The 14,737-nt window shown below is 76.9% G+C and carries 18 protein-coding genes; 8 read left to right on the plus strand and 10 right to left on the minus strand.

Going from position 1 to position 14,737, the window contains the following annotated elements:
• Positions 1 to 47: 47 nt before the first annotated feature.
• Positions 48 to 584, minus strand: a complete 537-nt coding sequence (locus HL189_RS04455) for a type II toxin-antitoxin system PemK/MazF family toxin (RefSeq protein WP_369132496.1) — start codon at positions 582 to 584, stop codon at positions 48 to 50.
• 274 nt (positions 585 to 858) lie between these two features.
• On the opposite strand from HL189_RS04455, the gene HL189_RS04460 reads away from it, so the two are divergent.
• A complete protein-coding gene (locus HL189_RS04460; RefSeq protein ID WP_369132497.1) occupies positions 859 to 1,008 on the plus strand; it encodes a hypothetical protein in 150 nt (49 codons plus the stop codon).
• Between the two features lie 11 nt (positions 1,009 to 1,019).
• Here HL189_RS04460 and HL189_RS04465 read toward each other — a convergent pair whose 3' ends face one another.
• Positions 1,020 to 1,445, minus strand: a complete 426-nt coding sequence (locus HL189_RS04465; RefSeq protein ID WP_369132498.1) for a VOC family protein — start codon at positions 1,443 to 1,445, stop codon at positions 1,020 to 1,022.
• A gap of 32 nt (positions 1,446 to 1,477) precedes the next feature.
• Positions 1,478 to 2,113, minus strand: coding sequence for an MSMEG_1061 family FMN-dependent PPOX-type flavoprotein (locus HL189_RS04470; protein ID WP_369132499.1), 636 nt, complete (start codon positions 2,111 to 2,113; stop codon positions 1,478 to 1,480).
• 50 nt (positions 2,114 to 2,163) lie between these two features.
• Here HL189_RS04470 and HL189_RS04475 point away from each other — a divergent pair, with 50 nt between their 5' ends.
• The gene (locus HL189_RS04475) at positions 2,164 to 2,553 is read left to right on the plus strand and encodes an acyl-CoA thioesterase (protein ID WP_369132500.1); all 390 of its coding nucleotides are present in this window, start codon (positions 2,164 to 2,166) and stop codon (positions 2,551 to 2,553) included.
• On the opposite strand, the gene HL189_RS04480 is transcribed toward HL189_RS04475, so the two are convergent.
• From HL189_RS04480 to HL189_RS04500, 5 genes are all read right to left on the minus strand, one after another.
• Entirely contained in the window at positions 2,540 to 4,060 is a 1,521-nt protein-coding gene (locus tag HL189_RS04480) for a cobyric acid synthase (RefSeq protein WP_369132501.1), read from the minus strand. The two genes, HL189_RS04475 and HL189_RS04480, sit on opposite strands and share 14 nt — an antisense overlap.
• 2 nt (positions 4,061 to 4,062) lie before the next feature.
• Entirely contained in the window at positions 4,063 to 4,728 is a 666-nt protein-coding gene (locus HL189_RS04485) for a lysophospholipid acyltransferase family protein (protein ID WP_369132502.1), read from the minus strand.
• A gap of 97 nt (positions 4,729 to 4,825) precedes the next feature.
• Positions 4,826 to 5,548 (minus strand): ANTAR domain-containing protein, encoded by a 723-nt coding sequence (locus tag HL189_RS04490; protein WP_369132503.1) that lies wholly within the window; start codon positions 5,546 to 5,548, stop codon positions 4,826 to 4,828.
• 207 nt (positions 5,549 to 5,755) lie between these two features.
• Positions 5,756 to 7,198 carry a PLP-dependent aminotransferase family protein gene (locus HL189_RS04495; protein ID WP_369132504.1) on the minus strand — a complete coding sequence of 481 codons (1,443 nt, stop codon included), beginning with the start codon at positions 7,196 to 7,198 and terminating at the stop codon, positions 5,756 to 5,758.
• Positions 7,199 to 7,446: 248 nt separating this feature from the next.
• A complete protein-coding gene (locus tag HL189_RS04500) occupies positions 7,447 to 8,460 on the minus strand; it encodes a cobalamin biosynthesis protein (protein WP_369132505.1) in 1,014 nt (337 codons plus the stop codon).
• A 45-nt stretch (positions 8,461 to 8,505) separates the two neighbouring features.
• On the opposite strand from HL189_RS04500, the gene def reads away from it, so the two are divergent.
• The 3 genes from def to cobM all read left to right on the plus strand — a co-directional run bounded on the left by def (position 8,506) and on the right by cobM (position 11,088).
• Positions 8,506 to 9,063 (plus strand): peptide deformylase, encoded by a 558-nt coding sequence (def, locus tag HL189_RS04505; protein ID WP_369132506.1) that lies wholly within the window; start codon positions 8,506 to 8,508, stop codon positions 9,061 to 9,063.
• Positions 9,060 to 10,277, plus strand: a complete 1,218-nt coding sequence (gene cbiE / locus HL189_RS04510) for a precorrin-6y C5,15-methyltransferase (decarboxylating) subunit CbiE (RefSeq protein ID WP_369132507.1) — start codon at positions 9,060 to 9,062, stop codon at positions 10,275 to 10,277. Before def ends, cbiE begins: the two co-directional genes overlap by 4 nt.
• Before the next feature lie 70 nt (positions 10,278 to 10,347).
• Positions 10,348 to 11,088, plus strand: a complete 741-nt coding sequence (cobM, locus tag HL189_RS04515) for a precorrin-4 C(11)-methyltransferase (RefSeq protein WP_369132508.1) — start codon at positions 10,348 to 10,350, stop codon at positions 11,086 to 11,088.
• A 62-nt stretch (positions 11,089 to 11,150) separates the two neighbouring features.
• Here cobM and HL189_RS04520 read toward each other — a convergent pair whose 3' ends face one another.
• A complete protein-coding gene (locus HL189_RS04520; protein ID WP_369132509.1) occupies positions 11,151 to 12,233 on the minus strand; it encodes a cobalt-precorrin-5B (C(1))-methyltransferase in 1,083 nt (360 codons plus the stop codon).
• Positions 12,234 to 12,259: 26 nt separating this feature from the next.
• Here HL189_RS04520 and HL189_RS04525 point away from each other — a divergent pair, with 26 nt between their 5' ends.
• Positions 12,260 to 13,024, plus strand: coding sequence for a cobalt-precorrin-6A reductase (locus tag HL189_RS04525; RefSeq protein WP_369132510.1), 765 nt, complete (start codon positions 12,260 to 12,262; stop codon positions 13,022 to 13,024).
• On the opposite strand, the gene HL189_RS04530 is transcribed toward HL189_RS04525, so the two are convergent.
• Entirely contained in the window at positions 12,987 to 13,376 is a 390-nt protein-coding gene (locus tag HL189_RS04530) for a hypothetical protein (protein ID WP_369132511.1), read from the minus strand. The two genes, HL189_RS04525 and HL189_RS04530, sit on opposite strands and share 38 nt — an antisense overlap.
• A 30-nt stretch (positions 13,377 to 13,406) precedes the next feature.
• Here HL189_RS04530 and HL189_RS04535 point away from each other — a divergent pair, with 30 nt between their 5' ends.
• Together HL189_RS04535 and HL189_RS04540 are read left to right on the plus strand one after the other, a co-directional pair.
• Positions 13,407 to 14,108 carry an HAD hydrolase-like protein gene (locus tag HL189_RS04535; RefSeq protein ID WP_369132512.1) on the plus strand — a complete coding sequence of 234 codons (702 nt, stop codon included), beginning with the start codon at positions 13,407 to 13,409 and terminating at the stop codon, positions 14,106 to 14,108.
• The gene (locus tag HL189_RS04540; RefSeq protein ID WP_369132513.1) at positions 14,105 to 14,557 is read left to right on the plus strand and encodes an FAD-dependent oxidoreductase; all 453 of its coding nucleotides are present in this window, start codon (positions 14,105 to 14,107) and stop codon (positions 14,555 to 14,557) included. Before HL189_RS04535 ends, HL189_RS04540 begins: the two co-directional genes overlap by 4 nt.
• Positions 14,558 to 14,737: the final 180 nt, after the last annotated feature.

Here is a 14,737-nt window from a genome sequence, read left to right on the forward strand (position 1 = left end):
CGGGGCCGGCAGGGCCCGGGGCGTGGCCGCCGCTCGTCCCGGGCGGGTCAGCCGTGGTGCCGCCGCACCTCCGCGGCGACCTCGTCGAACCGCTCCCGGGCCAGCACGGCGCCCTCGCGCCGGACGTCGGCCGGGTCGAGCCGGAGCAGCCGGTCCACCCGCGCCTCGCTCGGGCGGCCCCGCCGGTCCCAGGCGCCGGTGCCCACGTCGACCCAGTAGCGGCCGTGCCGGGCCTCGTCGGCGGCGTCGAGGTCGTGGTCCTGGCTGCTCAGCATGAGACCGAGCAGCGTTTCCCCGTCCCGGCCGACGACCAGGACCGGGCGGTCCTTGCCGCGGCCGTCGCCCTCCTCGAACGGGACCCAGGCCCAGACGATCTCGCCGGGGTCGGGGTGGCCGTCGTCCCGGGGGGCGTAGTCGAGGTCCGGTGCGCCGGCCGCCGGGGGGACCGGGGTGCTGCGGGGCGCGGCCGACCGGATCCGGCGGCGGGCCGCCGCCGGGCGTCCTGCGCGCGCCGGGCGGATGCCCTCCCGGAGCACCGCGGTGACCAGTCGGCCCAGGGACTCCCGCCAGCTGCCGCGCGCCATCCCGACACGGTAGGGGACGGCCGGACCGGCGCGCCGCCTGACAACACGCCGGGCACGTTCCGGAACCGGCGCGTCCGATGGGCGTGATGATCACCGTCGTGTGATCCTGCCGACACGACACTCCTCCGAGGGACCGACTGGTCACAACCGCAGGTCTGAGGCGTGGCGGCGAGTCACACTCGGGGAACGGCTGAGGGCAGCCGTCATGGGGGAAGGGGTCGGCATGGCCGCCAGTGAGCCGGCGCAACCCGTCGGGGGCCCGACGCCGGGCCGGGTGAGGGCCAGCACCCTGGCCGCCTGGCAACTGGTCGAGGACGCCCGCTACCGCGTGGCCGGACGCCCGCCGCACCTCGCCCGCCGGCGGCTGCTGGCCCAGCGCGCGGTCGCGGACCGCCGGGCCGAGCGGGAACTGCCCGACGGCTGACCCCGGCCGGGTCAGGTCAGGCAGAGCTCGTTGCCCTCGGGGTCGGCGATCGTCACCCACGAGTGGGGGCCCTGCCGGCCGGTGTGCAGCACGGTCGCGCCCCGCGCGGTGAGCCGCTCGACCTCGGCCTGGACGGCGCCCGCGCCGACCCGCACGTCGAGGTGCACCCGGTTCTTGACCGTCTTGGGCTCCGGGACGAGCTGGAACAGCACCCGGGGAGCGGTGCCGGCCGGGTGCCGGATGGCGGCGCCCACCACCCACACCAGCTCGCCGTTGTGCCGCATCGTGTCCTCCTCCGACGCCTGGCCCTCCTGGACCATCCGGCGGATGAAGGCCTCGTCGGTCGGTTCCCGCTCCCAGCCCAGCGCCTCGGCCCACCAGTCGGCGAGCGGGTGCGGCGCGGCGGAGTCGATCGTCACCTGGAAGTCGTACGCCATGGCGGCACGCTACGGCCCGGCACCGACAGGGCTCAGAGCTCGTGCGCCAGCTCGGCCCGGATCGTCGCGTCGTCGGGGAGGTCGTCCTCCAGCGCGCAGTGGTCCTTGAGCACCCGCCCGAACGGGGTCAGCGCCGAGCGGTCGACCCGCTTGGCCGGGTCCCAGAGCCCCGAGCGCATCACGGACTTCGGGCACTGGAAGTAGGCCCGGGTCACCTGCAGCACCAGGACCGACAGCGGTGCGCGGCCGAACTCGGTCAGGTCGACGTCGAGGTCCTCGGGCCGGACGAGGGACGTCGTCCCGAACACCCGGAGCGTCTGCTCGACGCCGGGGACGAGGAACATCAGCGCGGCCCGCGGGTTCACCGCGAGGTTGCGCAGGCTGTCGGCCCGGTTGTTCCCCGGGCGGTCGGGCAGGACGAGGCGGTGCTCGTCGAGGACGTGCACGAACCCCGGGTCCCCGCCGCGCGGCGAGACGTCGGGCCAGCCCTCGGCGTCGGCGGTCGCCAGCGTCGCGAACGGGGACAGCGCGATGAACTCCCGGCAGTGCGCGTCCAGCCGGTGGATCACCTTGTCCAGCACCAGCTTGTTCGGGTCGCGGTAGGCGGACAGCACCTCGCCGTCGGGTCCTGCGGGGGCAACGGCGGCGGGGTGGGGTGCGTCGTCCACGGGGGAACCGTAACCGGCCGCAGGACACGGCCTGGGTAGCGTGCGATCCCGTGCCGGCAGAGTGGAGCGCCCCCGTCCGCTACGTGGAGTGCGACCAGCAGGGCGTGGTCTTCAACGCCCACTACCTGGTCTGGGCCGACGAGACGTCGAACGTCTGGTGGGCGTCGCTGGGCCTGCCGTGGGACGAGCTGGTGGACCGGGGGATCGCCCCGGTGGTCAAGGCCAGCACGCTGGAGTGGAGCTCCTCGGCCCGGTTCGGTGACACCGTCACCGTCGACGCCGAGACCGACGCGGTCGGCCGCACCAGCGCCACGGTCCGGTACACGGTGCGGGTGGGGGAGCGGACCTGCTGCGTCGTCCGCAACACCTACGTCTGCGTCGCCGACGGGCGGTCGACGCCCTGGCCGGACGACGTCCGCGTCCGGATCACGGCGGACTGAACCCGGAGCCGGGCGGGAGCACGGGCAGCCCGGCCGGTGGACCGGACTCGAGCAGCCGCCACAGGGCGCCGGTGTCGGCGTGCTCGGCGACCAGGTCGCCGAGGGCGTCCAGCCGGGCCTCCCGGACGGCGGCGAAGTCGGTGTCCGGCGCGACGGTGAACCGCCGTCCGCTGACCCGGGCGACCTCGGTGAGGAACGCCCGGCGGAACCCGTCGTTCTCCAGCGCCCCGTGCCACGTCGTCCCCCACACCGACCCGGCGCGCACGCCGTCGAGGAACGGCTCGGCGTCCGGGAAGGCGGGGGAGCTGTCGACGGTGACCACCCCGTGGTGGATCTCGTACCCGCGCACCGGCTCGCCGAAGGCCGAGCCGGTGGGCCGGCCGAGGACCTTGCCGGCGGCGAACCGGACGTGGGTCGGCAGCAGCCCGAGCCCGGGGACGGCGCCGGCCCGGGACTCCACCTCGTCGGTGATCGTGCGGGCGAGCATCTGGTGGCCGCCGCAGATGCCGAGCACCGGCCGGCCCTCGGCGGTCCGGCGGGACACCGCGTCGGCCAGCCCGGTCTCGCGGAGCCAGCGCAGGTCGGCCACCGTGGACCGGCTGCCGGGCAGCACGACCAGGTCGGCGTCGGCGAGCTCCTCGGGCCGCGTGGCGTACCGGACCAGCACGCCCGGCTCGGCGGCCAGCGCGTCGAGGTCGGTGACGTTGGACAGCCGGGGCAGCCGGGCGACCGACACCCGCAGCACGTCCTCGCCGTGCGGGGGCAGTGCGGGCCCGCGGGCGGTGCCGATGCCGAGGGAGTCCTCGACGTCCAGGTGGAGGCCCTGCCGCCAGGGCAGCACGCCCAGCGTGGGCCGGCCGGTGAGCTCGTGCAGCTGCGCCAGGCCGGGGGCGAGCAGCCGGGCGTCGCCGCGGAACTTGTTGACCAGGAACCCCGCGACCAGGCGCTGGTCGGCCGGCGGCATGAGCGCGACGGTGCCGTAGAGCGCGGCGAACACCCCGCCGCGGTCGATGTCGCCCACCACCACCACGGGGAGGTCCGCCGCGGTGGCCAGCCCCATGTTGGCGATGTCGTCGGCGCGCAGGTTGATCTCGGTGGGTGAGCCCGCGCCCTCGCAGACGACGACGTCGAAGCGGGACCGCAGGTCGGCCAGGCAGGCCAGCGCCTGCTCCAGCAGCGCCGCCTTCATCGGCCGGTAGGACAGCGCCGTCACGTCGGCGACCGGCCGGCCCAGGACGACGACCTGGCTGGCGTTCTCGCCACCCGGCTTCAGCAGGACCGGGTTCATCGCCGCCTCGGGCTCGACCCGCGACGCGGCGGCCTGCATGACCTGCGCCCGGCCGATCTCCGCCCCCTCGGCGGTGACCATCGAGTTGTTGCTCATGTTCTGGGCCTTGAACGGAGCCACGCTGATGCCCTGGCGCACCAGCCAGCGGCAGATGCCGGCGGTGACGACGGACTTGCCGGCGTCGGAGGTGGTGCCGGCGACCAGCAGCGCGCCGCTCATCCTCAGCCGGCGGCCGACGGCGTGCCCCAGCCGGCCCGCTCCTGACCGGACAGCTCGGCGATCGCCTCCATCACCCGGTCGGTGACCTCGCGGCGGGCCCGGCCCTTGCCGGCCATCCCGCGGTGCTCGGGGAAGGTGAGCGGCTCCCCGAAGGTCACCCTGATCCGGGCCGGCCGGGGCCAGCGCGCACCGATCGGCTGCACCTGGTCGGTGCCGTGCACGGCCACCGGGACGACGGGGCAGTTGGCGGTGAGCGCGAGCCAGGCGACCCCGGTCTTGCCGCGGGCCAGCCGGCCGTCGCGCGAGCGGGTGCCCTCGGGGTAGATGCCGAAGGCCCCGCCGGCCTGGAGCACGGCCAGAGCCGTGTCCAGGGCGGCGGTGGCCGCGCGCTGGGTCTGGCGCTCGACCGGCTGCGCCTGCAGCGCGGTGAACACCGTCCGGGTGAACCAGCCCTTCAGCCCCGTGCCCTGCCAGTACTCGGCCTTGGCCAGGTAGGACACCCGGCGGGGGGCCATCAGCGGGATGGCGATGCTGTCGATGAAGGAGAGGTGGTTGCTGGCCAGGATGACCGGCCCGGACAGCGGCACGTTCTCCCGGCCGACCACCGTGGGTCGGAAGGCCAGCCGGAACAGGGGGCGCAGCACCAACCGGACGAACAGGTAGAACACGCGCCGACCTCCCTCGCTCGTCCCGGCCCCGATGCCGGGGGCGGCCCCGGCATCCTCCCGGACGGGAGCGGTACCGGGGCGGGCGGGTCGGCGGGGACTACCCGGTGGCGCGGCCCGGTGGGCAGGCGTCGCGCAGGATCGTCCGCACGTCGGCGGGCAGGGTGCCCCGGCCGGTGGCCGAGTCGATGATCGAGACCGCGACCTCGCGCACCTTGCGGTGGGTGTGGCTGGAGATGTGCGCGAGCAGGTCGAACGCCACCTGGTCGCCGCACGACATCAGCAGCATCAGGATGCCCTTGGCCTGCTCGATGGCGGCCCGGCTGGCCATCGCCGTGCGCAGCTGCTCGATCTCGGTCTCCAGGTGGCGCACCTGCTCGTCCCGGTCGCGCGCCGTGCCCGGCCGCACCTGGTCGGTGACGTCGATCGCCAGCCCGGAGAGCGCGACGACGGTGACGTTCCCGTCGACCGCGGGTTCGCAGACCAAGAGCACGCAGCGCTGCCGGCCGTCCGCACGCAGCAGCCGGAACTCGCGGGTGAACGGCATGCCGGTGGTGCAGGCGAGGCCGAGGTCGTTGCGCAGCGCCGGGCGGTCCTCGGGGTGGACGTGGGACAGCAGCAGCTGCACCGACGGGGTGGCGGTGCGGGACTGCAGGCCGAGGAGGTCGACCACCTCGGGGGACCACCACCACTCGCCGGTGAGCAGGTCCCCGCGCCAGTGGCCGGGGCGCGGCTGGGGGGCCTGCGGCGTGGTGCGCGGGGGGCGCGTCCGACTGGTCGCGCGGGGGCTGCTGGCCGACGTGGCGGTGGTCGGGACGGACATGTCGAGGCCGATCTGTGCTGGCGCACCGGTACGCCGGTGGCGTCGGTCCCGCCGTGCGCTCGACGCGGACCCACTCGTCGGCCTGAGCCGACCGCTCCAGTGCGGGCAAGCTACCGCGCGCCTCCAGGGTGTGCATGGGCCAACGAAGGGCTGCCTAAGCCCGGCGTACGCGCCGTGACGCAGTGCGGTCGGTTGGACGCACTCTTCTCAGACCACGGTGCGGGGCGCCGCGGAGGGCCCCTCACCCCGTTGCTGCCCGGCCAAGCGCACCAGCACGTCCACCGCTGCCCGCAGCTCCTCCGCCGGGCGGGTGAACGGCAGCCGGAGGTGGTCGTCGAACGCGTGGCCGGTGCCGAACACCCGCCCCTCCGCGAGCAGCAGGCCGTGCTGCGCCGCCGCCGCGCTGAGCGCGGCGGAGCTGAGTCCCGGCGGGAGCCCGCACCAGAGCGACAGGCCGCCCGACGGTGGGTGCACCCGCCACTCGGGCAGCTGCGCCGCCAGGGCGTCGAGGAGGGCGTCCCGCTGTCGGCGCAGCTGCTCGCGCCGCTCGGCCAGCACCGCGTCCAGGTCGCGGACCAGCAGCGTCGCGGCCAGCTGGTCGAGCATGCCGACCGACAGCTGGCGGTGGCCGAGCACCGTGCCGAGGCGGTCGGCCAGGGCTGCGTCGGTCCGGAGCCAGCCGATCCGCAACCCGCCCCACACCGCCTTGGCCAGCCCCCCGACGGTCACGGTGGCCGCGTCGGGCAACCCGGCGGCGAAGGGCGGCAGCGGGCCGTCGTCCAGGTGGAGCTCCGCGCACACCTCGTCGACGACGGTGACCACCCCCTGCTGCCACAGGGTGGCGGCGAGCCGGCGCCGGCCGGCGGCGGACAGGCGCGCGCCCGTGGGGTTGGAGAAGTCCGGCATCAGGTACGCCATCCGCGGGCTGCTCTGCCGGGCCGCCAGGTGGGCGGCCTGCACGAGGGCGTCCGGATCGGTCGCGTCGACCGCCACCGGGACGACCCGGGCGCCGCGGTCCTCCGCCACCCTCAGGGCCCCCGGATAGCTCGGGTGCTCGAGCAGCACCCGGTCGCCGGGACCCAGCAGCGCCTCGACGACGACGGCGGCGGCGTCGCCCACCCCGACGGTCACCACCACCTGCTCGGGGTCGGTGGGCAGGCCGCGGGCGGTGAACCGGTCGGCGATCGCCTCGCGCAGCTCCGGCAGCCCGGAGGGCGCGTAGCCGTGGGCGCCGGTGTGCGCCGGGAGCTGCTCGAGGGCGGCACGGTAGGCCGGCTCCAGCTGGGAGGTGGCGGCGGGGGCGGCGTGGGCCAGGTCGATGACGCCGGGCGCGGGCCGGGGTGGCCAGGCGAAGTCGGCCCGGTCGCCGGGCAGCTCGGTGACGGTCCCCGAGCCGTGCCTGGTCCGGGCCCAGCCCTGCTCGCGCAGCACCCGGTAGGCCGAGGTGATCGTCACCCGGCTGGTGGCCAGCTCGGCCGCCAGGTCCCGCTCGGCGGGCAGCCGGGTCCCGGGTGGCAGCTGCCCGGTCTCGACCAACTCCCTGACCCGCCGGGCCAGCCCGGCGTACCGCGGGCCGGGGTGCGCGTCGAGCGGGCCGACGAGGGTGGCCAGTTGACGTGCCGGAGTGGACTGCTCGGTCGACGGTGGCATGGGTCCACCATGCCGGATTGGCCTGCTCCGCACCAGTCGCGATGGTGCCACTGTCGTCCCATGACTCCTGGTGGACTCCTCGCCCTGCTGTTCCTCGTCGGTCTGGCTGCCCTGACCGTCACGACCCTGGTCGTCGCCGTCCGGGGCGGGCTCGGCCCGGACGACCCGCCGGCCAGCCACCTCCGGATCGACCCCGGCGGGTTCCCGGTGCCGTCCGAGCCGCGGGGCGTGCTGCCCCGGCACCGGGCTCAGCCCCGGCGGGTGCGGGGACCGCGCCGGACCGGCCGGTGGAGGACCGCCACGGCCGCCGCGGTCGTCCACACGGCGCGGGACAGCCGCGTCGCGCGGCCGATGTCGCCGCGCACCGGCGGCTGACCGTCGCCCAGGTGCGGCCGCTGCTCGACCCGGGCGCCGTACACGTTGCGGCCGCCCAGCCGCAGGCCCAGGGCGCCGGCCAGGGCCGCCTCGCACCGGCCGGCGTTCGGGCTGGGATGGGCGGCGCCGTCCCGCCGCCACGCCCGCCACGCACCGGCGGGCGAGCCGCCGGCCAGCGGGGCGGTGGCGACGGTGAGCAGCGCGGTCAGCCGGGCCGGCGCCCAGTTGAAGACGTCGTCGAGCCGCGCGGCCGCCCAGCCGAACCGCTCGTACCGCGCCGACCGGTACCCGACCATCGCGTCCAGGGTGTTGGCCGCCCGGTAGGCCAGCAGCCCCGGCAGCCCGGCCACCGCGCCCCAGAACAACGGGGCCACCGCGGCGTCGGAGGTGTTCTCGGCGACGGACTCGACCGTGGCCCGCACGAGTTCCGGCTCACCGAGGTCGCGGGGGTCCCGGCCGGCCAGGGAGGACAGGTGCGCCCGGGCGGCCGGGAGGTCGCCGGCCGCGAGGTGGTCGGCCATCGTCGTCGCCGCCCGGGCCAGCGAGGTGCCGCCGAGCACGGCCCAGGTGGCCAGCGCGGTCACCACCGTGCGGGCGACCGGTGAGCCGGCGGTCAGCCGGTGCGCCGCCGTCCCCAGGGCGGCCGCGGTCCCGACGGACACCGCCACGAATCCGGCGCCGGCCGTGCGGGAGTCGCGCCACATCCGCCGTTCCAGAGCCGCGGCGGCCTGGCCGAAGCCGGCGACCGGGTGCCGGTGGCGGGGGTCGGCGAACAGCAGGTCGGCCGCGGCGCCGAGCGCCAGTCCGAGGGAGGAGGAGAGCTCTCCCCGAGAGCCTGTGCTCTGAGTCGGTGGGCGACTCAGAGCACGAGCATCGGCGGAGGACATCGCCGGTGACTGTAGAGAGCCGGGGCGTCCCTAGGATCGACGGTCATGCGCCTGCCCGGCCGTTACGACGGCGTCGCCCGGCCGATCGTCACCTACGGCAGCAACCCGGTGCTGCACCGCCCCTGCGCGGAGGTGACCGTCTTCGACCGCGCGCTCCGGCACCTGGTCCTGGACATGTTCGCCAGCATGGTCGCCGCCGACGGCGTGGGGCTGGCGGCCAACCAGATCGGCGTCGACGCCCGGGTGTTCGTCATCGAGTGCCCGGACGCCGACGGCGAGGACGTCCTCGGCTACGTGGTGAACCCGGTGCTCACGATCCTGGACCCGGTCGGCGACGAGCCGGCGGCGGAGGTCACCGAGGAGGGCTGCCTGTCGGTGCCCGGTCCCTACGCCGAGCTCGAGCGGGCGTTCCGCGCGCGGGTGGACGGCGTCGACGTCACCGGCCAGGCGACGTCGATCGAGGCCACCGGCATGGCCGCCCGCTGCCTGCAGCACGAGGTCGACCACCTCAACGGCCTGGTCTACGTCGACCTGCTGCCCGAGGAGCAGCGCGGACGCCTGCTCGCCGAGGCGGCCGGCCCGGAGGGCGAGCTGCCCGCGTGACGACGGCACGCTGGTCGGTGACCGTGGTCGGGATCGGTGCCGACGGCTGGGACGGGCTCTCCCCGGCGGCCCGGCGCGCGGTCGAGGGCGCCGAGGTGCTGCGCGGGAGCGCCCGGCAGCTGGGCCTGCTGCCGTCCGCGGTGACGGCGGAGCGGGTGCCCTGGCCGTCGCCGATGGCCTCCGCGCTGGCCGGGCTGCGCGACGCGCACCCCGGCCGCCGGGTCGTCGTGCTCGCCAGCGGGGACCCGATGCTCTCCGGCGTCGGCACGTCGCTGGTCCGGCTGTTCGGGCCCGGCGCCGTCGCGGTGGTGCCGCACCCGTCGTCGGTGAGCCTGGCCTGCGCGCGGCTGGGCTGGGCGGTGGAGGAGACCGCGGTGGTCAGCGTGGTGGGGAGGCCGGTCGAGCTGGTCGCCCCGCACGCGACTCCCGGACGACGGCTGCTGGTGCTCGGCTCCGACGGCCGCACGCCCGCCGAGCTGGCGTCCCGGCTCCGCGATTGGGGGTACGGCGCGAGCCGGCTGACCGTGCTCGCGCAGCTCGGCGGGCCGGGGGAGCGGCGCGTCTCCGGCACCGCCGCCGGCTGGCCCCACCCGGAGGCCGACCCGCTGGTGGTCACCGCCGTCGAGGTGGTGGCCGATCCGGGCACCGTGCCGCTGCCGACCACGCCCGGGCTGCCCGACGACGCCTACGCCCACGACGGGCAGCTCACCAAGCGGGACGTCCGCGCGGTGACCCTCGCGCGGCTCGCGCCGCTGCCCGGCCAGCTGCTGTGGGACGTCGGCGCCGGCGCGGGCTCGATCGGCATCGAGTGGATGCGCGTGCACCCGTCCTGCCGGGCGGTGGCCGTCGAGTCGTCCCCGGAGCGCGCGGCGCGGACCACCGCCAACGCCAGCCGGCTCGGCGTCCCCGGGCTGCGGGTGGTCGAGGGCCGGGCCCCCGGGGCGCTCGCCGGGCTGCCGCCCCCGGACGCGGTGTTCGTCGGCGGCGGCGCCACGGTGCCCGGCCTGCTGGAGACGTGCTGGTCGGCGCTCGCCCCGGGCGGCCGGCTGGTGGTGAACGCGGTGACGGTGGAGAGCGAGGCGCTGCTGGCGCAGTGGCGGACCCGGGTGGGGGGCGAGCTGACCCGGCTGTCCGTCGCGCACGCCCAGCCGGTCGGCAGCTTCACCAGCTTCAAGCCCGCCCTCCCCGTCACCATCTGGTCGGTCACCCGATGACGGGCTCTGGGGCGGTAGTGGCCACACCCAGGGGCGGCCCTTACCGCCCCGAAGCCCGGGGGAGGGGCGCATGACGGTGCACTTCATCGGGGCGGGGCCGGGGGCCGCGGACCTCGTCACCGTCCGGGCGGCCCGGCTGATCGCCACCTGCCGGGTCTGCCTCTACGCCGGTGCGCTGGTGCCGCGCGAGCTGCTGGACACCGCCCCCGACGGCGCCCGGCTGGTCGACACCGCCGACCTGGACCTCGACCGGATCACCGCCGAGCTGGTCGCCGCGCACGCCGCGGGCCTGGACGTCGCCCGCCTGCACTCCGGCGACCCGTCGGTGTACAGCGCGATGGCCGAGCAGATGCGCCGGCTCGACGCGGCCGGCGTGCCCTACGAGGTGGTCCCCGGGGTGCCGGCGTTCGCGGCCGCCGCGGCCACGCTCAAGCGGGAGCTGACCGTGCCCGGGGTCGCGCAGACCGTCGTCCTCACCCGGACCAGCGCCCGCTCCACCCCGATGCCGCCCGGGGAGCAGCTGGCCGCCTACGCCGCGACCGGCGCCACGCTGGTGCTGCACCTCGCGGTGCAGCGGATGACCGAGCTGGCTCCGGAGCTCGCCGCGCACTACGGCGCGGACTGCCCGGTCGCGGTGGTGGCCCGGGCCAGCCGGGACGACGAGCTCACCCTGCGCGGCACGCTCGCCGACATCGCGGCGCAGGTCACCGCCGCCGGCGTCCGGCGCACCGCGGTGGTGATCGTCGGCCGCGCGCTGGCGGCGGGGCAGTTCCCCGACAGCCACCTCTACTCGACCACCCGCCCCAGATGACGGCCGCACTGCAGGGGCCCGCCGCGAGCCTGCGAGTGGTGGGGGGCAGTGGGGTCCTCCTGCTAGGCGCGACCCACGATGGTCCCGGCGCGGTCGATCACGACCACGTCGACCTCCACCGGCGCCCCGCGCAGCACCCCCTCGGCGGTCCGGCGGGCCCCGGCGGCCACCAGGTCGCCGAGCGGCAGCCCGGCGGCCTGGCACTGGCGCAGCGCGTCGAGCGCGGTGTTCGCCCCGCGCACGCCCGTGACCAGCTCGGGCGGTGCACCGGCGTCGGCGACCAGCGCGGCCAGCGCGGCGAAGGACACCTGGGAGCGCGCCGAGTGCAGGTCCAGGTGACCTTCGGCGAGCTTGGCGAGCTTGCCGATCCCGCCGGCGATCGTCAGCCGCGGCACCGGGTGCCGGCGCAGGTACTTGAGCACGGCGCCGGCGAAGTCGCCCATGTCCAGCAGCGCGTCCTCGGGCAGGTCGTGGAGGCGCTGCACGGTCTGCTCGCTCGTCGACCCGGTGCACCCGGCGACGTGGGTGCGCCCCGCGGCGCGGGCCACGTCGATGCCGCGGCGGATCGAGTCGATCCACGACGAGCAGGAGTAGGGGACGACGACGCCCGTCGTCCCGAGGATGGAGAGCCCGCCGAGGATGCCCAGCCGCGGGTTCCACGTCCTCCGGGCCAGCTCCTCGCCGTGCTCCACCGACACCTCGACGACGACGTCCCCGGTGCCGCCGTGCCGGGCGGCCACCGCGGCCACGTGCTCGGTGATGAACCTGCGCGGCATCGGGTTGATCGCCGGCTCGCCCACCGCCAGCGGCAGGCCCGGCTTGGTCACCGTGCCCACGCCCGGACCGGCCCGGAACAGCACGCCGCTGCCCGGCCCGCCGAGGGTGACGCGCGCGGAGACGAGCGCCCCGTGGGTGACGTCGGGGTCGTCGCCGGCGTCCTTGACGATGCCGACGGTGGCCGCGCCCGGCTCGAGCAGCTCCCGGGCCAGCGCGAACGCCGGGTGCCGGTCGTGGGGCAGGTCGATCCGGACCGGGTCGGGGAACTCGCCGGTGAGCAGCGCGGTGTAGGCCGCGGTGGTGGCGGCGGTCGCGCAGGCGCCCGTCGTCCAGCCGTGCCGCAGCCCGCCGGCACCGTCCCTGCTCACGGCCTCATCGTGCCTGGCCGCCGCGGATGAGCGACCAGGTGCTCGTGCTCGGCGGCACCGGGGAGGCCCGGCGGCTGGCCGCGGCCCTGGTCGAGCGGGGCGTCGACGTGCTGTCCAGCCTGGCCGGGCGGGTGGCCGACCCGGCGCTGCCGGAGGGAGCGGTGCGGATCGGCGGGTTCGGTGGCGCGGAGGGCCTGGCCGGCTGGCTGGCCGAGCACCGGCCGCGGGCCGTCGTCGACGCGACCCACCCGTTCGCGGCCCGCATCACCGCCTCGGCGGCTACCGCCGCGGCGACCCTGGGCACTCCGCTGCTGCGGCTGCAGCGCCCGGGGTGGACGCCGCAGCCGGGGGACAGCTGGCGGTTCGTCGACTCGCTGACCGAGGCGGCCCGGGCGGTCGCCGGCTCCCGCAGCGTCTTCCTGACCACCGGCCGTCAGGGCGTGGGCGCGTTCGCCGGGCTGCCCGGCCGGGTCCTCGTGCGCTCGGTGGACCCGCCGGACGAGCCGCTGCCGGCCGGCGCGACGCTGCTGCTGGCCCGCGGGCCGTTCAGCCTCGCCGGCGAGCTGGCGCTGCTGCGCGAGCACGCGGTCGACGTCGTGGTCACCAAGGACTCCGGCGGGCACATGACCGGGGCGAAGCTGGCCGCGGCCCGCGAACTGGGCATCCCGGTGGTGCTGGTCCGCCGGCCACCGCTGCCGCCCGGGGTGCCGACCGCCGCGACCGTCGAGGAGGCGCTTGCCTGGCTGGCGCGGGTCAGCCCCGGGTCGAGCTCCGGAAGGCCCACGCGGTGACCCACACCGTCCCGACGGTCAGCACGAGCGCGCCGGGCACGTGCGCGGCCATGTTCCCGCCGCTGCCGAGGGCGGCCTGCAGGAAGCTGGCGACGAAGACCGCGGCGGACACGGCGACCGGCCAACGGGCGCCGCCGGCGCGGGCGTGCAGCAGCGTCGCCGCCACGAGCAGGAAGGTCGCGACGTGCAGGCCGATCGCCCCGGCGCCGTGGGGGGCCTGGTCGCCGGACATCAGCCGGCCCGCCGTGACGAACTGCCAGAGCAGCACCAGCACCGACAGCGCCGCTGCGGCCTGGACGGCCCGGACGCTCGACGTGCTCCGGGCGGTCGGTACGGGCTGGGTGCGGGTCATCGCGACGCCCCTCGGGAAGGAAACGGTTCCTTGAGAGTTCATGTAAACACCTCGGCGGCGCACGGGGAAGGGGGCGACCGGCGATTGGTCCTCTTCGACCTCGACGGCACGCTGGTCGACTCGACGCAGGGCATCTGGACGTCGACCCGGGCCGCCGCGGCCGAGCTGGGGCTGCCCGAGCCGACCGAGGCACAGCTCCGGTCGATGGTCGGGCCACCGCTGCAGGACGGCTTCGCCGGGGCCTTCGGTCTCGCCGGGGACGACGTCGACCGAGCGGTGCTCGCCTACCGCGCGCACTACGCCCGTGGGCCGCTGCTGGACGCCGACGTCCACCCCGGCATCCCCGACCTGCTCGCCGGCCTGCGGGCGGACGGCACCACGCTGGCGGTGGCGACCAGCAAGCCCGAGGAGTTCGCCCTCCGGGTGCTGGACCACGTCGGGTTGCTCGCCCAGTTCGCGAGCGTGCACGGCGCGACGTTCGACGGCACGGTGCGGCACAAGGACCAGGTGGTCGCCGCCGCGCTGACCGCCCACCCGGACGGCGAGCGCCCGGTGCTCGTGGGGGACCGGGCGCACGACGTCCTGGGCGCCCGCGCCCACGGGCTGCCGTGCATCGGCGCCGGCTGGGGCCCGGCGCCCCCGGGGGAGCTCGCCGCGGCCGGGGCGGCCGTCGTCGCCGCGACCCCCGCCGACGTCCCGGCCGCGCTGGCCGGGCTGGAGGTGCCCCGGTGAGCGGCCCGCGGGTGGCCGTCGTCGGCGGCGGGGTGATCGGCCTGACCATCGCGGCGGAGCTCGCGCTGGCCGGGACGCCGGTGACCGTGCTGGCCGACCGGACCGCCGAGGACAGCGTCTCCGCCGCCGCGGCGGCGCTGTGGTTCCCCTACCGCTCCGGGCAACCGTCGCTCGGCACCTGGCTGGCGCGCAGCCTGCTCCGCTCCACCGAGCTCGCGCCGACCCGGACACCGGCGTGGACCTGCGCTCGGGCCTGGTCGTGGAGCGGCACCCGGGCGGCGCCGACCGGTCGTGGTCGGCGCCGGTCCCCGGTCACCGGGAGGCCACGCCGGAGGAGCTGCCGCCCGGGGCGCTGGCCGGCGTCCGGGCGACCGTCCCGGTGCTCACCGTCCCGACCCACCTGCCCTGGCTGCTGGCGCGCTGCGACCGCGAAGGGGCCCGGTTCCTGACCCGCACGCACCGCTGCCCTGGTCCCGGCGCTCGCCGGGCAGCCGGTCCTCGGCCGGGCCGCGGGGCTGCGGACGGGCCGGCGGAGCATCCGGCTGGAGCGGGTCTTGGGCACGCCGTCCCGGTGGTCGCCTGCTACGGGCGCGGCGGCTCGGGGGTCACGCTGTCCTGGGGCTGCGCCG

The organism is Modestobacter sp. I12A-02662 (assembly GCF_041028325.1).
GTDB lineage: Bacteria > Actinomycetota > Actinomycetes > Mycobacteriales > Geodermatophilaceae > Modestobacter.

Bases quoted from the DNA above. Each gene is read 5' to 3' on its own strand.
- cobM (WP_369132508.1), top strand. From the start codon at position 10,348: ATGACGGTGCACTTCATCGGGGCGGGGCCGGGGGCCGCGGACCTCGTC.
- def (WP_369132506.1), top strand. From the start codon at position 8,506: ATGCGCCTGCCCGGCCGTTACGACGGCGTCGCCCGGCCGATCGTCACC.
- HL189_RS04500 (WP_369132505.1), bottom strand. From the start codon at position 8,460: ATGTCCTCCGCCGATGCTCGTGCTCTGAGTCGCCCACCGACTCAGAGC.
- HL189_RS04480 (WP_369132501.1), bottom strand. From the start codon at position 4,060: ATGAGCGGCGCGCTGCTGGTCGCCGGCACCACCTCCGACGCCGGCAAG.
- HL189_RS04455 (WP_369132496.1), bottom strand. From the start codon at position 584: ATGGCGCGCGGCAGCTGGCGGGAGTCCCTGGGCCGACTGGTCACCGCG.
- HL189_RS04490 (WP_369132503.1), bottom strand. From the start codon at position 5,548: ATGTCCGTCCCGACCACCGCCACGTCGGCCAGCAGCCCCCGCGCGACC.
- HL189_RS04525 (WP_369132510.1), top strand. From the start codon at position 12,260: ATGAGCGACCAGGTGCTCGTGCTCGGCGGCACCGGGGAGGCCCGGCGG.
- HL189_RS04495 (WP_369132504.1), bottom strand. From the start codon at position 7,198: ATGCCACCGTCGACCGAGCAGTCCACTCCGGCACGTCAACTGGCCACC.
- HL189_RS04530 (WP_369132511.1), bottom strand. From the start codon at position 13,376: ATGACCCGCACCCAGCCCGTACCGACCGCCCGGAGCACGTCGAGCGTC.
- HL189_RS04465 (WP_369132498.1), bottom strand. From the start codon at position 1,445: ATGGCGTACGACTTCCAGGTGACGATCGACTCCGCCGCGCCGCACCCG.